Origin of the sequence: Flavobacterium sp. Arc3 (genome assembly GCF_041431375.1) — a bacterium.
Taxonomy (GTDB): domain Bacteria; phylum Bacteroidota; class Bacteroidia; order Flavobacteriales; family Flavobacteriaceae; genus Flavobacterium.
In genome coordinates, this window is the sequence record NZ_JASMRI010000010.1 from 39,601 (window position 1) to 58,848 (window position 19,248).

The 19,248-nt window shown below is 33.7% G+C and carries 21 protein-coding genes; 16 read left to right on the forward strand and 5 right to left on the reverse strand.

What is annotated here, in order from left to right:
• Window positions 1–41: 41 nt before the first annotated feature.
• A complete protein-coding gene (locus QO200_RS08995) occupies window positions 42–611 on the reverse strand; it encodes a hypothetical protein (RefSeq protein WP_371538873.1) in 570 nt (189 codons plus the stop codon).
• A 232-nt stretch (window positions 612–843) separates the two neighbouring features.
• Between QO200_RS08995 and QO200_RS09000 the strand changes: the two genes are divergently transcribed.
• The 3 genes from QO200_RS09000 to QO200_RS09010 all read left to right on the forward strand — a co-directional run bounded on the left by QO200_RS09000 (window position 844) and on the right by QO200_RS09010 (window position 3,519).
• Window positions 844–2,226 (forward strand): MATE family efflux transporter, encoded by a 1,383-nt coding sequence (locus QO200_RS09000; protein ID WP_371539107.1) that lies wholly within the window; start codon window positions 844–846, stop codon window positions 2,224–2,226.
• Between the two features lie 74 nt (window positions 2,227–2,300).
• Window positions 2,301–3,209 carry a prohibitin family protein gene (locus QO200_RS09005; protein WP_371538875.1) on the forward strand — a complete coding sequence of 303 codons (909 nt, stop codon included), beginning with the start codon at window positions 2,301–2,303 and terminating at the stop codon, window positions 3,207–3,209.
• A gap of 73 nt (window positions 3,210–3,282) precedes the next feature.
• On the forward strand, window positions 3,283–3,519 hold the full coding sequence (locus tag QO200_RS09010) for a hypothetical protein (RefSeq protein WP_371538877.1): 237 nt from the start codon (window positions 3,283–3,285) through the stop codon (window positions 3,517–3,519).
• A gap of 41 nt (window positions 3,520–3,560) precedes the next feature.
• On the opposite strand, the gene meaB is transcribed toward QO200_RS09010, so the two are convergent.
• The gene (gene meaB, locus QO200_RS09015; protein ID WP_371538879.1) at window positions 3,561–4,649 is read right to left on the reverse strand and encodes a methylmalonyl Co-A mutase-associated GTPase MeaB; all 1,089 of its coding nucleotides are present in this window, start codon (window positions 4,647–4,649) and stop codon (window positions 3,561–3,563) included.
• Between the two features lie 176 nt (window positions 4,650–4,825).
• Here meaB and QO200_RS09020 point away from each other — a divergent pair, with 176 nt between their 5' ends.
• The 13 genes from QO200_RS09020 (at window position 4,826) to QO200_RS09080 (ending at window position 16,401) form a co-directional block, all read left to right on the forward strand.
• Window positions 4,826–5,737: an AEC family transporter gene (locus tag QO200_RS09020; RefSeq protein ID WP_371538880.1), complete on the forward strand. Its 912-nt coding sequence runs from the start codon at window positions 4,826–4,828 to the stop codon at window positions 5,735–5,737.
• A gap of 277 nt (window positions 5,738–6,014) precedes the next feature.
• A complete protein-coding gene (locus QO200_RS09025) occupies window positions 6,015–6,653 on the forward strand; it encodes a peroxiredoxin (protein WP_371538882.1) in 639 nt (212 codons plus the stop codon).
• A gap of 1,011 nt (window positions 6,654–7,664) precedes the next feature.
• Complete coding sequence (locus tag QO200_RS09030) at window positions 7,665–8,183, forward strand: DUF2141 domain-containing protein (RefSeq protein ID WP_371538885.1); 519 nt, start codon at window positions 7,665–7,667, stop codon at window positions 8,181–8,183.
• A gap of 920 nt (window positions 8,184–9,103) precedes the next feature.
• Window positions 9,104–9,250 carry a lmo0937 family membrane protein gene (locus QO200_RS09035; protein ID WP_371538887.1) on the forward strand — a complete coding sequence of 49 codons (147 nt, stop codon included), beginning with the start codon at window positions 9,104–9,106 and terminating at the stop codon, window positions 9,248–9,250.
• Between the two features lie 400 nt (window positions 9,251–9,650).
• Window positions 9,651–10,271 carry a hypothetical protein gene (locus QO200_RS09040; protein ID WP_371538888.1) on the forward strand — a complete coding sequence of 207 codons (621 nt, stop codon included), beginning with the start codon at window positions 9,651–9,653 and terminating at the stop codon, window positions 10,269–10,271.
• Window positions 10,272–10,293: 22 nt separating this feature from the next.
• Window positions 10,294–10,818, forward strand: coding sequence for a PRC-barrel domain-containing protein (locus tag QO200_RS09045; RefSeq protein WP_371538891.1), 525 nt, complete (start codon window positions 10,294–10,296; stop codon window positions 10,816–10,818).
• Window positions 10,819–10,958: 140 nt separating this feature from the next.
• On the forward strand, window positions 10,959–11,861 hold the full coding sequence (locus QO200_RS09050; RefSeq protein WP_371538894.1) for a mechanosensitive ion channel family protein: 903 nt from the start codon (window positions 10,959–10,961) through the stop codon (window positions 11,859–11,861).
• A gap of 538 nt (window positions 11,862–12,399) precedes the next feature.
• A complete protein-coding gene (locus QO200_RS09055) occupies window positions 12,400–12,834 on the forward strand; it encodes a hypothetical protein (protein WP_371538896.1) in 435 nt (144 codons plus the stop codon).
• A gap of 395 nt (window positions 12,835–13,229) precedes the next feature.
• The gene (locus QO200_RS09060; RefSeq protein WP_371538899.1) at window positions 13,230–13,985 is read left to right on the forward strand and encodes an MBL fold metallo-hydrolase; all 756 of its coding nucleotides are present in this window, start codon (window positions 13,230–13,232) and stop codon (window positions 13,983–13,985) included.
• A 175-nt stretch (window positions 13,986–14,160) separates the two neighbouring features.
• A complete protein-coding gene (locus QO200_RS09065; protein ID WP_371538901.1) occupies window positions 14,161–15,144 on the forward strand; it encodes a DUF389 domain-containing protein in 984 nt (327 codons plus the stop codon).
• Window positions 15,145–15,363: 219 nt separating this feature from the next.
• Window positions 15,364–15,732 carry a hypothetical protein gene (locus QO200_RS09070; RefSeq protein WP_371538905.1) on the forward strand — a complete coding sequence of 123 codons (369 nt, stop codon included), beginning with the start codon at window positions 15,364–15,366 and terminating at the stop codon, window positions 15,730–15,732.
• Between the two features lie 165 nt (window positions 15,733–15,897).
• Window positions 15,898–16,128, forward strand: a complete 231-nt coding sequence (locus QO200_RS09075) for a hypothetical protein (RefSeq protein ID WP_371538907.1) — start codon at window positions 15,898–15,900, stop codon at window positions 16,126–16,128.
• Window positions 16,129–16,173: 45 nt separating this feature from the next.
• Window positions 16,174–16,401 (forward strand): hypothetical protein, encoded by a 228-nt coding sequence (locus tag QO200_RS09080; RefSeq protein ID WP_371538909.1) that lies wholly within the window; start codon window positions 16,174–16,176, stop codon window positions 16,399–16,401.
• Between the two features lie 250 nt (window positions 16,402–16,651).
• On the opposite strand, the gene nudK is transcribed toward QO200_RS09080, so the two are convergent.
• The 3 genes from nudK to QO200_RS09095 all read right to left on the reverse strand — a co-directional run bounded on the left by nudK (window position 16,652) and on the right by QO200_RS09095 (window position 19,189).
• Complete coding sequence (nudK, locus tag QO200_RS09085) at window positions 16,652–17,233, reverse strand: GDP-mannose pyrophosphatase NudK (protein WP_371538911.1); 582 nt, start codon at window positions 17,231–17,233, stop codon at window positions 16,652–16,654.
• 105 nt (window positions 17,234–17,338) lie between these two features.
• Window positions 17,339–18,610, reverse strand: coding sequence for an adenylosuccinate synthase (locus tag QO200_RS09090; RefSeq protein WP_371538914.1), 1,272 nt, complete (start codon window positions 18,608–18,610; stop codon window positions 17,339–17,341).
• 75 nt (window positions 18,611–18,685) lie between these two features.
• Window positions 18,686–19,189: a Fur family transcriptional regulator gene (locus QO200_RS09095; protein WP_371539109.1), complete on the reverse strand. Its 504-nt coding sequence runs from the start codon at window positions 19,187–19,189 to the stop codon at window positions 18,686–18,688.
• Window positions 19,190–19,248 lie beyond the last annotated feature (59 nt).

Sequence of the window (19,248 nt, forward strand, 5' to 3'; positions counted from 1 at the left end):
TCTGAAATTCAGAGCATTTTTTTTACTAATTCAGAATTGTATTATAGTTCAAACCCGTAAGCTAAACGTACACCAATTTGTCCAACACCTTTTCCTGTAGTTCCATTGTTGTTCACTGTTCTAAAATCAGAATAGTGCTCGTAACGTAATGAAACGTCAATGTATTTAGATGCATAACCAATACTTGGCGCTAAGATTAAAGAAGTTTGGTCAAAACCGTTAGTAACTGCAAATGCAGCACCAGCTTCTCCCATTACATAAAATTCGTCATTCCAAACGAATGCTTTAAAACCTACTTTAGCTGGAATGAATCCTAAATCTTTTCCAGTAGCTTCACCTGGAAATGCATCAGCTTCACTTACAAAAAGATTTGTAAAACCAGTAGTTAAAGTTAAAGAGTATCTTTTTGTTAAATCATATTGTAATCTTGCATCTGCACCCAAAGCTAATTTATATGGGTCCTTAGTAGCATATCCACCACTAACACCAAATCCTAATTTAAAACCTTGATCGTAATTTTTTACTGCTGTGTCTTGTGCTTGTGCATTATTTGCAAACATCATTGATACTGCAAATACAAATAACATTTTAATTTTTCCTGTAACTTTCATAATCGTATTAATTGGGTTATATAATATGTCTTTTTTGAGATGCGTAATTACACTCCTTTTGACAGGGACAAATGTATATATGAACATAGGCTGAAATGTTATAGAATTATTTGATTTTGTTACATAATATTAGACAATGCAAAAAAACACCATAAAATAGTAGTGTATATTAATTGAATATTGCAAGAACATTAAAATGGTTCTAATTATATTTGCCATCAAAAAAGAGAAATTGAATTTAGCTATCTACACAAAAGAGTTTTCGTATAATTTAAGATTAGCCTACCCAATAATTTTGGGAATGCTTGGACATACAATTGTTGGCATAGTAGACAATATTATGGTGGGAAAACTAGGGCCAACAGAACTAGCAGCGGTCTCTTTAGGTAATAGTTTTGTTTTTGTAGCCATGTCAATAGGAATTGGTTTTTCAACTGCAATTACGCCATTGGCCGCACAAGCTGATGGAAGAAAAAACATTGAAGAAGGGCGAAGTGTCTTTCATCATGGATTATATTTATGCACCATTTTAGGAGTGATCCTTTTTGGTTTGATTTTTTTCTCGAAACCATTAATAGGTTTTATGGGACAGCCAGATAATGTGGTTGAACTAGCCAAACCTTATTTAGATATAGTGGCTTTTTCTTTGATTCCGTTGATTATTTTTCAAGGATATAAACAATTTGCCGATGGAATGAGCGAGACTAAGTATTCTATGTGGGCAACTATTTTAGGAAACGTGGTAAATGTTATCTTAAATTATTTGTTTATTTACGGTGTTTGGATTTTTCCAGAATTAGGAATTATTGGTGCAGGGATAGGAACTATAGTTTCGCGTTTTGTAATGCTAGGTTATATGCATTATATGATGCAAAAAAAGGAAAGATTTCATCCTTTTTTCGAAAAGTTTTCTCTGAAAAACATTAAAAAAGAGATGAATATGAAAATTATTCATATAGGAGCGCCTTCTTCCATGCAAATGTTTTTTGAAGTGGGTTTGTTTACTGGGGGAATTTGGCTTTCAGGTCTTTTAGGGATAGTGAATCAAGCAGCAAATCAAATTGCATTAAGTTTGGCTAGTTTTACATTTATGTTTGCCATGGGTTTAAGTGTTGCGGCTTCAATTAGAGTGGGGAATCAAAAAGGTTTAGGTGATTACAAGCAATTGCGTTTAGTTGCCTTTTCTATATTTTTATTGGTTATCGTAGTAGAAACTTTTTTTGCACTAATATTTGTACTGTTCCATACACAATTGCCTGCTTTGTTTGTTGATATGAATAATGCACACGATTTAGCAGTAAATACTGAGGTAGTAGGTATCGCGGCACAATTGTTATTAGTTGCAGCAGTTTTTCAAATCTCAGATGGGATCCAGGTAGTGTTCTTAGGTGCGTTAAGAGGTTTACAAGATGTAAAAGTCCCAATGTACATCACTTTTGTGGCTTATTGGGTTGTTGGTTTTCCAATTTCAATTTATTTAGGACTCTATACGGATTTAAAAGCTGTTGGAATTTGGATTGGATTACTGGCAGGATTATCTTTTGCGGCTTTATTTTTGTATCTTCGCTTTTCTCGATTGACAAAAATGTTAATCTTAGAGAAATCTAATCTATAATGTTATTCTAACATTATAACTTCTAATTCGTTTATTGCTCTTATTTGACCAATAAACATTCTAAATTAAAAAACATGATAATAATTATTATTCTAGGCATAATCTTAGTGGTTACGAGCTTTACTTTGAAAAAAGATCAAAATCCGTTGTCAAAATTTTCCACTCTTTTTAAAATCATTGGGGTTTTATTAATTCTAGTGGGAATTTTCTCTTCTGCATTTAAGCAAATTGATGCTGGTACCGTGGGGGTTAAATCCTTGTATGGGAATGTGGAGCCGGGTATTCTTGAAAGTGGTCTGAATGTTATAAATCCACTTTTGGATGTGACTGTTTTTGACATCCAAACACAAAACTACACCATGTCTTCTACTCAAGCTGAAGGAAGTCAAGAGGGCGATGACGCGATTCGTGTATTGTCAAACGACGGACTTGAAGTAGTTATTGATTTAACGGTTTTATACCGCGTATCTGGTGTTGATGCTCCAACAATTTTTAAAGAAATAGGAGTTAGTTATATGGATAAAATTGTACGACCAGTTACTAGAACACGTATCCGTGACAACGCAGTTTATTATGATGCCGTAGCTTTATACTCTACTAAAAGGAATGAATTTCAAGACCGTATTTTTAAAACTATTGAAGCTGATTTTAAATCAAGAGGGCTTATTTTGGAGCAATTACTGATTAGAAATATCAATCTTCCCACTTCAGTAAAAGCATCTATTGAAAGTAAAATTAATGCAGAACAAGATGCGCAGAAAATGACGTTTGTACTTCAAAAAGAAAAACAAGAAGCAGAACGTAAAAGAGTGGAAGCGCAAGGTATTGCTGATTACCAAAGAATTATTTCTACTGGTTTAACAGCTAAACAACTGCAATATGAATCTATAAAGGCTCAAAAAGAACTAGCTGCATCGCCAAACACTAAAATTATTTTTATGGGTGATAAAGGAAGTTCTTCAATAATTCTTTCTGATAAATAGATTATATTTGTTGCAACGATTATTAATTTAGTCGTTGCAATGAATTTAGCAATTAATGATTTAATATTTATAAATGGAATTACCAAAATTTTTACTAGGCGACAACACTGATTTTCAAGAAGATATTTTTATCGTTCACTTAGATTATCCAAGATTTATTATCAATCTTAAAGATGATGAGGTAGAATTTATTGAAGAAGCGGAAGATCTTGATGAAGGAGAATTGAATGCCGAAATGGAAGGGCTTATAGTTTTGGCTAACGAATTTTATGATAGAGAAATGGAACGTTACGAGAAAGATAACGGTTAATATTTTTTTTACCATAAACCTGGCTGAAATATCAAATAGGTTTATCGTTTATAATACGTTTCTAATAATATTTGAGCGGCTGCAAAAGGTGATATTTCACCATTTTGCACCGCTTTTTTCGTTGAATCTAATAATTTTTGAATTTCGGTATTATTATAAAAATTAAGTTTTAGTTGTTCGTTTATGGTTTCGAGCATCCAATATTCATTTTGCTCTGAACGTTTTACATTAAAATAATCGTTGCCTTTTGTGAGTTCGACAAATTTAGAAATCGTTTCCCAAACGTCAGGGATTCCATCTTGAGTAATCGCACTACAGGTTGCGGTTGTGGGAATCCAGCCAGATCTTTTTGCAGGAAACAAATGCAATGCTCTGTTAAACTCAGTTTTTGCGAGTTTTGCTTTTCTAATGTTATCACCGTCTGCTTTATTGATGACAATCGCATCTGCCATTTCCATAATACCTCGTTTGATGCCTTGCAATTCATCACCGGCTCCGGCAATCTTCAACAACAAAAAGAAATCCACCATACTATGTACCGCGGTTTCGCTTTGTCCAACACCTACCGTCTCAATGATGATGGTATCAAAGCCGCAAGCCTCACAAAGTGTAATTGTTTCGCGTGTTTTTCTAGCTACGCCACCTAATGTATCTCCAGAAGCAGAAGGGCGAATATAGGCGTTTTTGTCCTTGACCAATTCCTCCATGCGGGTTTTATCACCCAGAATACTTCCATGAGAAATTGTACTGCTAGGATCGACAGCAAGAACAGCTACTTTTTTTCCTAATCCAGTTAAATGTTTTCCAAATGCTTCAATGAAAGTGCTTTTACCTACACCGGGAACACCAGTTATTCCTATTCGAACTGATTTATTGGCATGCGGCAAACAAGCCTTAATAACAGCATTGGCTTTAGCCAAATGATCAGGATTTGTACTTTCTATTAAAGTAATCGCCCGACTTAATGCTGTTATATTACCTGACAAAATTCCCTTTACTAGTTCATCCGAGGAAGGCTGAACTTTTCTGAATTTCTGAATATTTTTCACAACAGATGGGCTAAAAATTTCAGGTGGTGAAATTCCGGCTTTCTCATTAAGGGCAGTCTGTTTTATTTTGTCGTTTTCCAAAGCTTAAAATCATTTTAGTAAAATTAGCATTTAAACATGGATTATTAGAACTTATTCTGCTTTTTCAAGCGAATTAGTTATGAAACCGTGTTGTTGAAAAATAGTTTATTTCAACACTAAAAATTTTGAATTATACGAAGTGATAGTAGTAAATTAGCTGCTATATTTACTACAACATGACTAACTTCATTCTTATCTTTTTTTATTTAGTCCTTGGGATTGTCCTGCAACGTATAAAAAGGTTTCCTACTAACAGTTATAAGTTACTAAATAAGGTTGTAATTTATATTTGCCTTCCCGCTTTGGCCTTGTATTTTATTCCAAAAATTCATTGGAATAATCAGTTACTGTTTCCTATTGGCGTAGCATGGATTGGATTTGCAGGTTCGTTTTTACTATTTCGTTTTCTAGGAAAAAAATATGGTTGGTCTAAAAAACTTACGGGATGCTTAATCTTAACTGCAGGTCTGGGGAACACCTCTTTCCTTGGATTCCCTATTATTGAAGCGCTATATGGTCAGGAAGGCATGAAAACAGCGATATTAGTGGATCAACCTGGAACTTTTGTGGTACTTTCTACTTTAGGGATTTTGGTAGCCACAATGTATTCAAAAGGGGAGCCAAATGGTATTCAGATTTTTAAAAAAATCATGTTCTTTCCTCCGTTTATTACCTTTATTGTAGCTTGTGTGATGAACATATTAAATTTTGATTTCCATGAATGGATACAGTATATTCTCCAGAAGGTAGGTAGTGGGGTTACGCCATTAGCATTGGTTTCTGTAGGGCTGCAGCTGCGTTTTGAAAGTAGAAGCCAGCATTGGCAGTTTTTAGGACTTGGACTTTTGTATAAACTGATATTGACTCCCGCCATAATCTATGTGTTGTACGTTGTGATTTTGAATCAAAACTCTAAAATGATTGAAGTGGCCATCATGGAGTCGGCAATGGCACCCATGATTACTGCCGGTATATTAGCAACGACTCATGGTTTAAAACCTCGTTTAAGCAGCATGATGATTGGTTTTGGTATCCCTATATCCTTTATCACTTTAGCCTTTTGGTACTTTGTACTTCGTTTTATTTGATTTTTTCTATAACGATATGATTTTAAATACGGATTGAAAAACAGACAATCCTGCACTAGTTCAATAAAACGTTAATTTGTTTTGAACCAGAATAGTAGCAATAGTTATAGGAATTGTTGATGGTTTAGTATTTCTGACAATTTTCGTATTTCCACTTCGTTTTTACTCACATTAAAAGAAAGTTATTCGCAGTTAAATTTGGTTTTATTTATGAATATTCGTTGTTCATTTCGTGATTTTTTGATTAATTTTAGATGAATTTAAAAACAAAAAAGTCATGGCAACATTGCGATTAGGAGATATAGCTCCAGATTTTGAAGCAGAAACAACAATGGGTGAAATTAAATTTCACGAATGGTTAGGAGATTCTTGGGGTGTTTTATTTTCGCATCCTGCTGATTTTACTCCTGTTTGCACTACAGAGTTGGGAGCGGTTGCAAATTACTACCCTGAATTTGTTAAACGCAATACAAAAGTGATTGCGCTAAGTATTGATGGACTGGAGTCGCACTTGGAGTGGATAAAAGACATTGAAGAAGTTCAAAATGTTACTTTGCAGTACCCAATTATTGCAGACGAAAGCAAAACTGTTGCTAACCTCTACGATATGATTCACCCCAATGCAAATGAAACTTTAACTGTTCGTTCTGTTTTTATAATCGGGCCAGATAAAAAGATAAAATTGATACTTACTTATCCAGCATCGACGGGAAGGAATTTTGACGAAATCCTTCGTGTTATTGACAGTTTGCAATTAACGGCAGATTATAAAGTGGCAACTCCGGCAAACTGGAAAGATGGTGATGATGTAGTGATTTCTACTTCTATTCCAGATCATGATATACCTGCGAAGTTTCCAAAAGGATATCAGCAAATAAAACCTTATTTGAGAATGACTCCTCAGCCTAACAAATAGGAATAAATAAGAGTTAAAAAAGGAAATTCGGCAGCAGTTGAGTTTCCTTTTTTTATGGGATTTTATTTTTTGGAGCAGAAGGAGTTGTTTTAAAAACAGCTTCTAGTCCTGCTGTACATTACAATCCTCGCCCTTTAGCTTCATGCTCCGCAAAGGCTCGGGATTTTCATTTCCATCAGGGCTATTGAGAACGTTTTTGTTTCTATAATCCCGTTACAAGGTTTGTAAAGAATTAGTTCTATATTTTATATAGGATATTACGTTGTAAAATAGCGGCAATTTACTAGTTGTGCGTCATTTTAAAAAACCGAAATTCATAATGGAAAATACTTTTGAAATATTTGATATATTTATAATTTTGCTTATTTTCAGTAGGTGCAGGAATTATATCAAAAAAGGGATGTAATCGTGTTCTTTGTAGAAATTTGCCTTTAGAAACTTTGAGAAAGAAATTGAAAGATTTGGGATATACAATTAAATCCTTAACGATAATCGAAAAAAAATTATTACCTCAAAATATTGTCTTCAATCAATTCTTGATTTTTTCGTGTTTGTACTATATAAAAAACTATTATAAAACATTACTTATAAATGATTTAAAAAATAATGAAGAGTTTATTTATATGAAATATTACCAATCATTATTCCAAAGCAACAAATTTGATTTGAAAAGTAGCATAGAAAATCATTATTAATAAAAACGCTTGCTACAATTGATTCGGGCAATTGGCTTAATTTGAAAATGGTTTTATATTTGGGAGTTTTGAGACAACCGAAAAATAAAAATTTATTTAACCCCAAATCACTTGTAGCAAGGGAACGTTGTGGTGCATTTACAAAATGAACCCACGTATCTTGCACGAATTAGAATTCTATTTCAAAGATGGTAAAAATACACAATGATATTTCTATTGACTCGGCTATTTCAAGCTAACAGTCTTATTTTGTTCTCTCTAAGTTGTATTGTAACGCAAAAATGATTAACTTAGAATTTACTAAATAATATGCAAAATGGTGACTACTATTCTTTACAAGCTTTTTTTTCGCAATACTAGACATTCTAAAAAGGTCAGCATTGGCCGAAAATCTTCACAACTGCTTTTTTGGCTGGCCATAAGTTTAGTATTGCTGCCGTCAAGCGGTTTTGCTCAGATAGAATGCCCTTCCATTAATGTCAAAATCCAAAATATAAGTAACAATAGTGGGGTTATCGCCTGTGCGATTTTTGAATCCGAGGAAGGTTTTCCTAATAAATTCATGAAATTCGCATCAAACATCATGTTAACACAAATAGGAGGAAAAGATGCGAGTTTTGAGTTTTCAGATATTAAAGCGGGAAAATATGCTATTGTGGTGATCCATGATGAAAACCGCAACGGCGAACTTGACACTAATCTATTTGGGATACCGACAGAAGGTTATGGTTTCTCTAGTGGTGCAGTAGTCACAATGAGTGCTCCTTCGTTTTCTGATGCTGAATTTTCATACGATGGAGGACATCTGCAAATGACTATATCTCTTAACTATTAAATTATAAAATTCGTTTTTGTTTTTCCGAGACAAAGTTCTATTTAACCTCATTATATTAATGCCGTTGTGAAGCAAATCGAAAACTTCAGCGCATTGGACTGCAGTAAAAAGTAGCGAAGGTTGCGCCGTAATGAAATGGTAACGCGACAAACATTACGTACCACAACATCGCATTTACGCAAGAACTAGTTTTAAGTTAATTGAAGGTTTTTCCAAACCAAGAAAGTTGTAAGTTAACGGAGCGAACTCTGTTCCTATTTCCGCTCCTGCGCAAATGCGAGAGGCGTTATTAAAAACTTCACTTTCGTCCATAAAAAGCGTTTTCCATGTACCGGATTTTAATAGTAATAAGAAATTGATTGTATTGGATTCGATAGATATTTTTAAAATTTGTTGTAATAAAATGCAAAAATTAGGAGAGACATAATGCTAATTATTCATTTCAGATTCAGCCTGTTGATAGTACGATTAGATTGTTCAATTGCTTTCTGATAATTTTCTAACTCCTCGCATTGTTGCGGGCAGTTTAAAAATCAATGCTTTAACCGCTATCGTGAGTTTGTTTATTGGTACTGCTGTTTGAGGACTGGCCCGTATGGTTCTGTTTTTCCCCCTTTACCGCCTTGTTAAAGGTTGTTTGTGAAGAGTTTAATGAGCTCAAACAAATTGTAATGATCATTGGCTGAAAAAATATAAAAGAGAGCGATGGCACTGAACAATTCTTCTCTCGATGGTGGGAAAAACAGAAAACTTTTTTATAAAATACTACTATTCAGGTGATTAATGTGTGAATGATGTAACTAATTCATGATATTATGTAACACAATATAGCGTGTTAAAACATAACTTCGTATTACAAATTCAAACGGTCACAATACTATCAAAACACTAATAATACTAATAACTTAAAAAAAACAATCATGAGAAATTTACTTTACATCGTAGCGGTAATTTTAATTATTGGCTGGGCAATCGGATTTTTTGCTTTTCAAGTCGGTTGGTTTATACATTTATTGCTTGTTATTGCAGTTATCGCAATAGTTGTTAAACTCATTCAAGGCAATTGAACACTATAATTAAATGTCGATTACCTGAAAGGTTCCATTTCAGGTAATCTAAAAATTCTATATTTAATATATCTCCTTTGTATTCTTTCTGGCGATAGCTGAAAAAGAAAATGTTATCGAAGGTAGGTGCGATGCTTTTTACAGCGTAAAAAACTTAGCTTAAACTCTTTCCTTGACATGTTTCTATTATTGCTAGACCTTAAGATCAAATAATGAATATTGTTCTATATTCAAGATATTTAAATTTTTGAGAATCTAAAAGATCGGAATCAAATAATACTTTATGAAAATTCCTTAACATATTTTTAGATTAAATTTCATTAACTTTATTCTTTCAGTCATTCACTGCTGAAAAATTAATTTTTTCAAATAAATATTTTAACACTTAAAAAAAATTATTATGGCAGAAATTAAAATTGAACAGAAAAAACAGATTTGGCCGTGGTTGTTAGTTGGCCTTGTCATCATTGCATTCCTTTTATATTTTCTGGTATTTCGTGATAATGGCGAAAATACAGAGGCAGTAACTGAAACAGAGGCAGTAACTGAAGGGGATAACAGCACTAATACAAACGAATCTGACCTTTTAGGGGTAAAAGAAAATAATGGCACCGTTGTGGCTTATGTAAATTTTGTGGAAAACAGTAAAGAAAAAATGAGTCTGGATCATGAATATACAAATGAAGCGCTATTAAAATTAATTGAGGCTACTGATGCTATGGCCACTGAGGTTGGGTATGAAGTACAGACAGATTTAGAAAAGGTAAGGGAATATGCAAAAATGATTGAAAAAGACCCTTTTGAAACAACACATGCGGATAATATTAGAGAGGCGGATGATATTTTAACCAATATATTGCAAAACATCCAAAAGGCAAAATATCCAGGTTTGGCAGATGAAGTTACAGCATTAAGAAGTGCGTCAGAATCAATAAAACGGGGAGTACTTGCGCTTGAACAAAAAGATGCAATCAAGAATTACTTTGCAAAGGCTTCTGACCTTCTTCAAAAAATGAATTAGTTAATCTTTAAAAATTAAAATAATGACAGATACAAATAAAAATCTTTTTAATCTGGATGAATTATCAGGTTACAAAGTAAGCGAAAATTATAACGATGTACGGGGTTGGGATGTGAAAGATGCAAATAACCGCATCATTGGGAAAGTCGATCATTTGCTGGTGAATAAAACTGCAGAACGAGTGGTTTACCTTGATGTTGAAGGAGATACAACCTTGATTGAGGATGGGCATAAAACGTATCAAAATCGTGTAAACACCGGTGTTCATGAGTTTTTAAACAAGGAAGGGGAAAATCACCTGATTATTCCTATCGGAATGGTAATTATTGATGAGAAGAACAAACTTGTAAATACCAATCAAATTGATAGTTCGACTTTTGTTAAAGCTAAACGGTTCAAAAAGGGAGATGTTATAGATTTTGAATACGAATTAAATTTACTTCGCCACTATAGCGGAGATAACACGATTCACAGTTCGAATAGTGTTGATGGATTTTATGATCGTGAAGAGTTTAACAATACTTTTCATCACAGAGATTTGGAGTAAAATGTTATGTAATTAATCTCCTTATAATGTTTTGAAAGATGCTGGAGTAATAATTGTGACAGGACGCAGAGGAATGGTAGGCTCAGCATTAATTCATAAAATTGCTGCCCATTAAATAAAAGTCAATTTATAATAGCACAATGACACAAGACATACAAGAGCAAGTAGCGGAACCAGTACAAACGGTAGTACAAAAGTTAGAAAACTGGCTTGATACCTTCATCAACATGCTTCCCAATATGGCAGTGACCTTGTTGTTATTGATCATCTTTCTTGTGCTTGCCAAGCTTGGAAGTAAATTGTTTAGAAAACTTTTCTACAAAGCATCAAATAACGAAGCATTGGGCCATTTATTTTCCACTATAGTTTATGGCGCAATCCTGAGTATTGGGCTTTTTATTATGCTTGGCGTTCTTGGGCTAGATAAGGCTTTAACCTCAATATTAGCAGGAATTGGTGTGATAGGTTTGGCATTGGGTTTTGCTTTTCAGGATATCGCTGCTAATTTTGTTTCGGGTATTATCCTAGCCTTTAATAGACCTTTTAAAATTGGGGAAATCATAGAAGTAAATGATATAATGGGTCAAGTAACCCGAACTGGCTTGCGCGATACAGCTATTGAGACTTTTCAGGGCCAAGAAGTTTACATTCCAAATAAAGACTTTTTACAGCATGCCTTTTACAATTTTTCTGTCTTAGAAAAAAGGCGGATTGATATAGCCGTTGGAGTTTCTTACGCAGATGATCTTGATAAAGTTGAAGATGTTGTATTGAGCACAATAAAAAACTTGGACGGAGTGATAGATAAAGATTTGATGATTTTTGACTATTCTGAATTTGACTCTAGTTCCATCAATTTTAATATTCGATTTTGGATAGAATATCCTGGAGAACCCAGCTACTTCACGATGAGAAGCAAAGCCATGAAAGCGATTAAGAAAGCATTTGATGAACAAGATATTACTATTCCTTTTCCAATTAGAACATTGGACTTTGGAATTAAAGGTGGGCAAAAACTCTCCCAAATGGAATTGAATAAGTAGCGAGATGTTTAATGCGATGATTCAAATGATGAAAGACAAACCGGAAAGATGGTGCTGATGTATTGATTTCTACTTCAATTCCAGACCATGATATGCCTGCGAAGTTTCCAAAAGGATATCAGCAAATAAAGCCTTATTTGAGAATGACTCGTCAGCCGAACAAATAGGAATAAATAAGAGTTAAAAAAGGGAATTCGACAGCAGTAGAGTTTCCTTTTTTTATGGGATTGTGTTTTTTGAAGCAGAAGGATTTGTTTTCAAAACAACTTCTAGTCCTGCTGTACATTACAATCTTCGCCCTTTAGCTTCATGCTCCGCAAGGGTTCGGGATTATCATTTCCATCAGGGCTATGGAGACCGTTTTTGTTTCTATAATGTCGTTGTAAGTTTTGTAAAGAATGAGTTATATATTTGAGAGTGTATAATATGGATTCAAGTAGGGACAATCTAGCCGATTATAGGTGTATAGGCGCTATTTTGTAGCTGGTATATACAAGTTGCCTACAATGTAGCCTCAGAGTCAATAAAAATCATCTAAATGACTGAAGATAAAATAAAATTTATAAATGATATTATTAAACCTTGGGAAACTTTAAATAGAGAATTAAGTTTTCCTTTTTCTATTAATACATCCATTTCAGATTTTACAAACAGAGCAACCTCACTCGCTGTTACTCTCAAATATTTTCCAGAAAACACTCATAATTTAAAACCGAAAAATTTACTTGCGGAATCTGATGCATATAAAATATTTTCAGACTTAGCAGACTCTTTAAAACATGGTAAACTTACTGATGAGAGAAGACAATGTGTAATTTATGTCGGCTCAATGTTTGAAAGAAGTAAAGATGGATTGGTTCGCTTTCTCAGAAATACTGTTAATATTAAGCACAATACTTATGGTGAATTAGATTTTATGGAAATTTCTAGAGAAACTGCTTTTTATATAGCCTCAAAAGTTGATTTTAGGTGAGATTAGAATCCAATAATTTTAAATAATAAAGAAGATTTCTCAGATAAAATACATGTACATCCTAGTAGTGAAAACCAAATTGCATGGCAAAGTATGATATTACAATTTGTTGAACTTTCAAGCGATAACAAATGCAAAAGAGTAGACTTGAATTCTACAATTGAATTTAGGTTAACAGTTGACGATAATCTTAATACACCCACATAAATACAATGCAGGTAGCACACGTTTGTGGCTATTGCGGAATTTAGTGGAATTTCCGTTTTTATTCGTATTTTCGTTTAGCCAAAAATACTCGTTTTCAAAACTCCCGAACACGGCAAAGCGTGAGAATGTGGTGCTTAATGCTATGCGAACCGATCAAACAAACAGAAAATAAATTAAAATCAAAATAAATGGACTTACAACTCATCCGTAACGCAACAATCAAAATCAAGTTTGCTGGCAAAACTATTTTAGTTGACCCTATGTTTTCCCCAAAAAACACCTTCGACCCTTTTGCGGGAATAGCAAGAAACCCAACCGTTGATTTAACAGTTTCAATCGACAATATTTTAAATGATGTGGATTTTGTAATTGTTACACACACGCATTCCGACCATTTTGACACTTTAGCAAGCGAAAAACTTCCAAAAGACATTAAATTATTTTGTCAACCTACCGACAAAGAATTTATGGAAAAAGCAAACTTTGTAAACGCAGAAGTGGTAGAAACAAAAACAACCTTTGAAAATATTACCCTCACAAGAACAGGCGGAAAACACGGAAGTGGCGAAATATTGGCACATATGGGAGAGGTTTCAGGATTCGTGTTGCAAGCCGAAAACGAACCGACTTTATATATTGTTGGTGACAGCATTTGGTTGGAAGAAGTAGAAAATGCAATCACAACTTTTAAACCAGAAATAATTGTGACAAATTCAGGCGGAGCAATCATTCCAGGATTTGAAAACAATCCAATTTTAATGAACGAGGAACAAACTATTTTACTTGCACAGTCTGCGAAAAACGCAAAAGTTATCGCCGTTCATTTGGAAAGTTTAGACCATTGCAGAGTTACGAGAAATTCATTACGGCAAAAAGCGACCGAACACGGAATTGACGAAAATCGATTAATCATCCCAACTGACGGACAATTGGTAACACTATAAAAATGCACCGACAAATAAGTACTACGCATAAGATCGGTTTGGCAATATGGCGGCTGAAGTGCTTCTATTAAATATTTGTGCAAGGTTCAACATTCAGAATTCCATTGAAATTTTGTGCTAAAAATTCGCCACATCGCTAAGCCGAGAACCTTATGCATAATTAAATCAACACAACGTGCAAATAGACCCGAACGAAAAGGACATATATATCGAGAATAATTTCTTTTCTCAAGACATTCCTTTTGAAGAAAGAAACGCTGTTTTCAATAAACTTTTTTTTCATTACAAGAAAGACTGGCAAATTTCATTTGCGCTAATGCTAATTTTAAGTATAGGCATTGGGTCTTTAGGACTTTCTGAAAACTCATCAGCAACCATAATCGGTGCAATGATTGTTGCTCCATTGGGGCAGCCAATTGTAGCACTTGGCGGTGCTATTGCATTAGGTTGGAGAATTCAATCCTTTAGAATGTTAGGAGTAATTATTCTTGGAATGATTAGTTCTATCCTAATAGCTTATATCATAAGTCTGACATTGCCCGATATAACTCCCAATAAAGAAATGTTAATTAGGACTTCACCTGATTTAAGAGATATTGGAATAGCGATATTGGCAGGTACAGCGGGTTCTTGGGGGTATTACAGAAGTGAATTTTCCACAATATTATCAGGTGTTGCAATAGCAGTAGCGTTAGTACCTCCACTTTGCACGTGCGGTATGATGCTTGAACAGGGGCATTTTATTTTAGCATATGGAAGTATTTTATTGTTTGTTACCAATCTCATAGGAATAACATTTGCATCAATTTTGGTCTTCTTTATATTGGGATTAAAAAACAGTAAAAGTCGAAAATGGCTTTTTAAAGGCACAATTGCGACAGTCATTCTTGGCACAATCATTATTTTACCACTATCGTTAAATTACCAAAAGTTTAATTCAGGAATTTTATTCTATAATTCGATCTATGAAAAAGCGGGAAAAGTCTGTGAATTATCAGTAAATTCTCCTTCCATTAAAAAGTTATCAATACAAGGGACTGGAGTCATCATGACAATTGAACCTTTTCCGAGTGACAAAGTCGAAGAACAACGATTAAAAATCGAATTGGAACGGACGACCGGATTGCAAGTTTTTTTCCAAAGTTCTGATGGACAATAAGACAATGAATAAGAAATTAACTATACATAACAGCACATTTGTAATAGGCGGTGTTTCGTGCTCCGCAGACCATTTTGTGGTTGCCTAAATTTTTGTGATCCGCATCAACATTTGGGGTAAAAAGCGCGCCCATCGCAAATCTGCAAAACGTTATATGCCGCTTTAGGAAAGGAAGCGCACCAATGATTCAAGAAATAAAACTAATATTTATTTGAGAGAATGAAAAAAATTACCCTTGGCATATTGATCTTTTTTGTACTAACCATTGGAGTTTATTTTATATGGTGGAAATTGCCTTTGACAATTAATAGAAGTTCGGACATAAAACTTGGAGAACAGTTAATAGAAAACATTGAAAGCTATCAAAAACAAAACGGATTGCCTAACAATAACGATTGGAAAACATTGCGAAAATTTGGTTTTGAAGACAAAATCGACTTTTTACAACCAGAATATAGAAAATTAGATGACGACAACTTTGAGCTAATTTATGTGGAAGGTTTTGACGAACCATATTTAATGTGGACTTCAACAGAGAGAAAATGGAAAGAAGGATATCCGACTTTTGACAAACCGACGAAAAAATAGAATAAAAAGTGGTATGTAAGAGCGGTTTTGAAAGATTGCGATTTTTTTAGTAAATTCATATTTACGTTTCGCAATAAATTTATATTATAAAAGAAAAATAAAATGTTACGAATTGGCAGCCATCTCAAAGCGGCCAAACACTGGCAACAAGCTAAAAATAAACCTATGATACATTTAATTTGGTCAATAATAAACGGAATAATTATTTTATACTTTTTCTATCTGATTATCGGATTCATTGTAAAAGGAAAACGAATTTTTAAACCACAATTTAAAGTTGTTTCAATTTTTATGATGGTTATTGGAATTGTTCAAATCATTTCCGCTTCTAATTCGGAAAAAAATACGAACCGAATAACAATAACTAAAGATTACAACAAAAAGAATGATTTATAAATTAAACAAATAGTACTTGAAGATAATTTGACTTTTGACATAAATATGATTGTCAAATACTCGATTGACGTAAATAAATACATTCCAATAGAAAGCAACAGTTTTTTGACAGGACTGGTTAGTGGTTATGTTTGGGAATTTAATTCAATTGAAACGAATAATTACGAAACGAATTCAAAATCTGAATTTATTGCTAACGGAATTTTAAAATGGAATCTTTTTGGAATTACAGTGTATAGTGAATCAAAAAGTTTTAACGGAACCATTGAGTAAAACCCGACCCACTCCCATATGCGCAGAGGTTGGCGCAGAATTGTATTCTACCGCACAAAGAGCAGCGGCAATCAAGATCTAGAAAGTAAAAAAATCCAATAATACGCTCTTTTCCTATCTGTCTTCTGATGGAATATGGCCTTTTATACCGCTTGCAATCACAAAATTCACTAACTAAAGTAAGGTAGCGCACAATGCGAATAAAAGACCTTTTGCGTAGTTATTTTTATTCTTAAAAAAAGGGATGGTTTTATATGAGCTTGTTAATTTTAGCATGCTGCAATAAGATGATTGTCTTGGCATCTTTAATTTCGCCAGACGCAATCATCGCATAAGCTTCGTCATAAGACATTTCCATCACATCGATATTTTCCTCTTCATGTGCTACTCCGCCGCCTTCATTCACTTTCATAGATTCGTCATATTCGCCCACGAATAAGTGTAGAATTTCAGTAACAGCACCCGGAGACATATAGGATTCCATTACTTTTTCGACTTTTTTAATGCGATATCCTGTTTCTTCTTCCGTTTCTCTAATGACGCATTGTTCTGGATTGTCTTGGTCTAACATACCCGCACACACCTCAATCATCATCCCCGTTTTGTTTCCGTTTAAGTAGGTTGGTAAACGAAACTGTCTTGTAAGAATTACTGTTTTTTGTTTCGAATTATAAAGTAAAATAGCGGCTCCGTTTCCACGATCGTACACTTCTCGCTTTTGAGTAATCCAGCTATTATCGTTTTTTTGGTAGTCGAAAGTTACTTTGTTTAGTATATACCAGTTGTCAGAAAGTAGTTCGGTTTTTTTTATGTCTATTATAGGATCCTTCATTCGTATGTAGTTGTAAACTAAAGTTTTATTTTTTTTGTTTTTTGAAATGGACTTGGATAAAGTTAAAATAAAAAACGTCCCGATGAATCGGGACGTTAGTTAAACTTATTTAAGGATAGTTTGTTTTCTATCTGGTCCTACAGAAACAATCTTTATAGGAACTTCAATTTCTTGCTCAATATATTCGATATATTCTTTTAGTTCGATAGGCAATTCCTCGTATGTTGTCATACCAGTCAAATCTGCTTCCCAACCTTTGAATTCTTTGTAAACTGGAGTTACATTTTCTGGTTCAATGTTGTATGGGAAGTGAGCGATGTTTTTACCTTTATAGGTGTACTCAGTACATATTTTTAACGTTTCAAATCCTGAAAGAACATCACCTTTCATCATCATCAATTGTGTAACGCCATTTACTTGAACTGCATATTTAAGTGCAACTAAGTCTAACCATCCACAACGTCTTTGTCTTCCTGTAACAGATCCAAATTCGTTTCCTACGCGTGCCATTGTAGTACCGTCTTCGTCAAAAAGTTCAGTAGGAAATGGTCCGCTACCTACACGTGTTACGTAAGCTTTGAAAATTCCGTAAACTTCTTTGATTTTGTTAGGAGCAATTCCTAAACCTGTACAAGCTCCTGCAGCAGTAGTATTAGAAGAAGTTACAAATGGATATGTTCCAAAATCTACATCTAGTAAAGAACCTTGCGCTCCTTCACATAGTATTGATTTACCTGCTTTTTGAGCTTGGTGTAAATATTCTTCACTGTCAATAAAATCTAATTTTTTCAAATCTTCGATAGATTCAAAAAATTCTTTTTCAAGTTCCTCTAGATTATATTGAATGTTCACATCATAAAATGCAATCATTGCTTCATGCTTGTCAGCAAGCGCTCTATATCTTTCTTTGAAGTCTTCTAGTTCAATATCTCCAACACGAATTCCGTTTCTACCCGTTTTGTCCATGTAAGTTGGTCCAATTCCCTTAAGAGTAGAACCAATTTTAGCTTTCCCTTTTGAAGCTTCAGAAGCTGCATCAAGTAAACGGTGAGTTGGTAAAATTAAATGTGCTTTTCTTGAAATGATTAATTTCGATTTAATATCTAAATTAAATTTAGCTAAACCGTCAACTTCACCTTTGAAAACAACTGGGTCAATTACAACACCATTTCCAATAACATTAATATTATTGTCGTGAAAAATTCCAGAAGGAATAGTTCTAAGGACGTGTTTTATTCCGTCAAATTCTAAAGTATGTCCCGCGTTTGGTCCACCTTGAAAACGAGCAATAATATCGTATTTTGAAGTAAGAACATCAACGATCTTCCCTTTTCCTTCATCTCCCCATTGTAATCCTAGTAATAAATCTACAGTCATTCTAATTATTATTTGTTATTGAGACCACTTTTATGTTGTCCGTACTAATTAATTTTTGCTATACTATTTTAACCTTTAGTCAAGTTTTTGTTCTTCAACTTCAGCTTCAACTTCGCTTTCGAGTTTTGGTTTTTTCTTAACTCCGTATAGATATAAGGAGTGATTTGTGATTTCAATATCAAATATTTCTTCGATTGTTTTTTTGATGCTTTGTATTCTTGGATCACAAAATTCAATCACTTCTCCAGTATCTGTCATGATAATATGATCATGTTGTTTGTCGAAGTATGATTTTTCGTAATGTGCTTGATTTTGACCAAACTGATGCTTGCGAACTAAAGCACAGTCTAATAACAACTCAATTGTATTGTATAAGGTCGCTCTACTAACACGGTAGTTTTTATTTTTCATCTTGATATAAAGATTCTCGATATCAAAATGTTCCTGACTTTCATAAATTTCTTGTAGGATGGAATAACGTTCAGGAGTTTTTCTGTGCCCTTTTTTTTCAAGATACATTGTAAATACATTTTTTACAATTTCTTGGTTTTTGTTGTTATCTGTTGAAATGAGTGTCATATCTGGCAAAGATAAATTATTTATTCTAATAGTTTTCAAGTTTAAGGACTTATAAGAGC

Bases quoted from the DNA above. Each gene is read 5' to 3' on its own strand.
- QO200_RS08995 (WP_371538873.1), bottom strand. From the start codon at position 611: ATGAAAGTTACAGGAAAAATTAAAATGTTATTTGTATTTGCAGTATCA.
- QO200_RS09005 (WP_371538875.1), top strand. From the start codon at position 2,301: ATGATAATAATTATTATTCTAGGCATAATCTTAGTGGTTACGAGCTTT.
- QO200_RS09010 (WP_371538877.1), top strand. From the start codon at position 3,283: ATGGAATTACCAAAATTTTTACTAGGCGACAACACTGATTTTCAAGAA.
- QO200_RS09020 (WP_371538880.1), top strand. From the start codon at position 4,826: ATGACTAACTTCATTCTTATCTTTTTTTATTTAGTCCTTGGGATTGTC.
- QO200_RS09025 (WP_371538882.1), top strand. From the start codon at position 6,015: ATGGCAACATTGCGATTAGGAGATATAGCTCCAGATTTTGAAGCAGAA.
- QO200_RS09030 (WP_371538885.1), top strand. From the start codon at position 7,665: ATGGTGACTACTATTCTTTACAAGCTTTTTTTTCGCAATACTAGACAT.
- QO200_RS09035 (WP_371538887.1), top strand. From the start codon at position 9,104: ATGAGAAATTTACTTTACATCGTAGCGGTAATTTTAATTATTGGCTGG.
- QO200_RS09040 (WP_371538888.1), top strand. From the start codon at position 9,651: ATGGCAGAAATTAAAATTGAACAGAAAAAACAGATTTGGCCGTGGTTG.
- QO200_RS09045 (WP_371538891.1), top strand. From the start codon at position 10,294: ATGACAGATACAAATAAAAATCTTTTTAATCTGGATGAATTATCAGGT.
- QO200_RS09050 (WP_371538894.1), top strand. From the start codon at position 10,959: ATGACACAAGACATACAAGAGCAAGTAGCGGAACCAGTACAAACGGTA.
- QO200_RS09055 (WP_371538896.1), top strand. From the start codon at position 12,400: ATGACTGAAGATAAAATAAAATTTATAAATGATATTATTAAACCTTGG.
- QO200_RS09060 (WP_371538899.1), top strand. From the start codon at position 13,230: ATGGACTTACAACTCATCCGTAACGCAACAATCAAAATCAAGTTTGCT.
- QO200_RS09070 (WP_371538905.1), top strand. From the start codon at position 15,364: ATGAAAAAAATTACCCTTGGCATATTGATCTTTTTTGTACTAACCATT.
- QO200_RS09075 (WP_371538907.1), top strand. From the start codon at position 15,898: ATGATACATTTAATTTGGTCAATAATAAACGGAATAATTATTTTATAC.
- QO200_RS09080 (WP_371538909.1), top strand. From the start codon at position 16,174: ATGATTGTCAAATACTCGATTGACGTAAATAAATACATTCCAATAGAA.
- nudK (WP_371538911.1), bottom strand. From the start codon at position 17,233: ATGAAGGATCCTATAATAGACATAAAAAAAACCGAACTACTTTCTGAC.
- QO200_RS09090 (WP_371538914.1), bottom strand. From the start codon at position 18,610: ATGACTGTAGATTTATTACTAGGATTACAATGGGGAGATGAAGGAAAA.
- QO200_RS09095 (WP_371539109.1), bottom strand. From the start codon at position 19,189: ATGACACTCATTTCAACAGATAACAACAAAAACCAAGAAATTGTAAAA.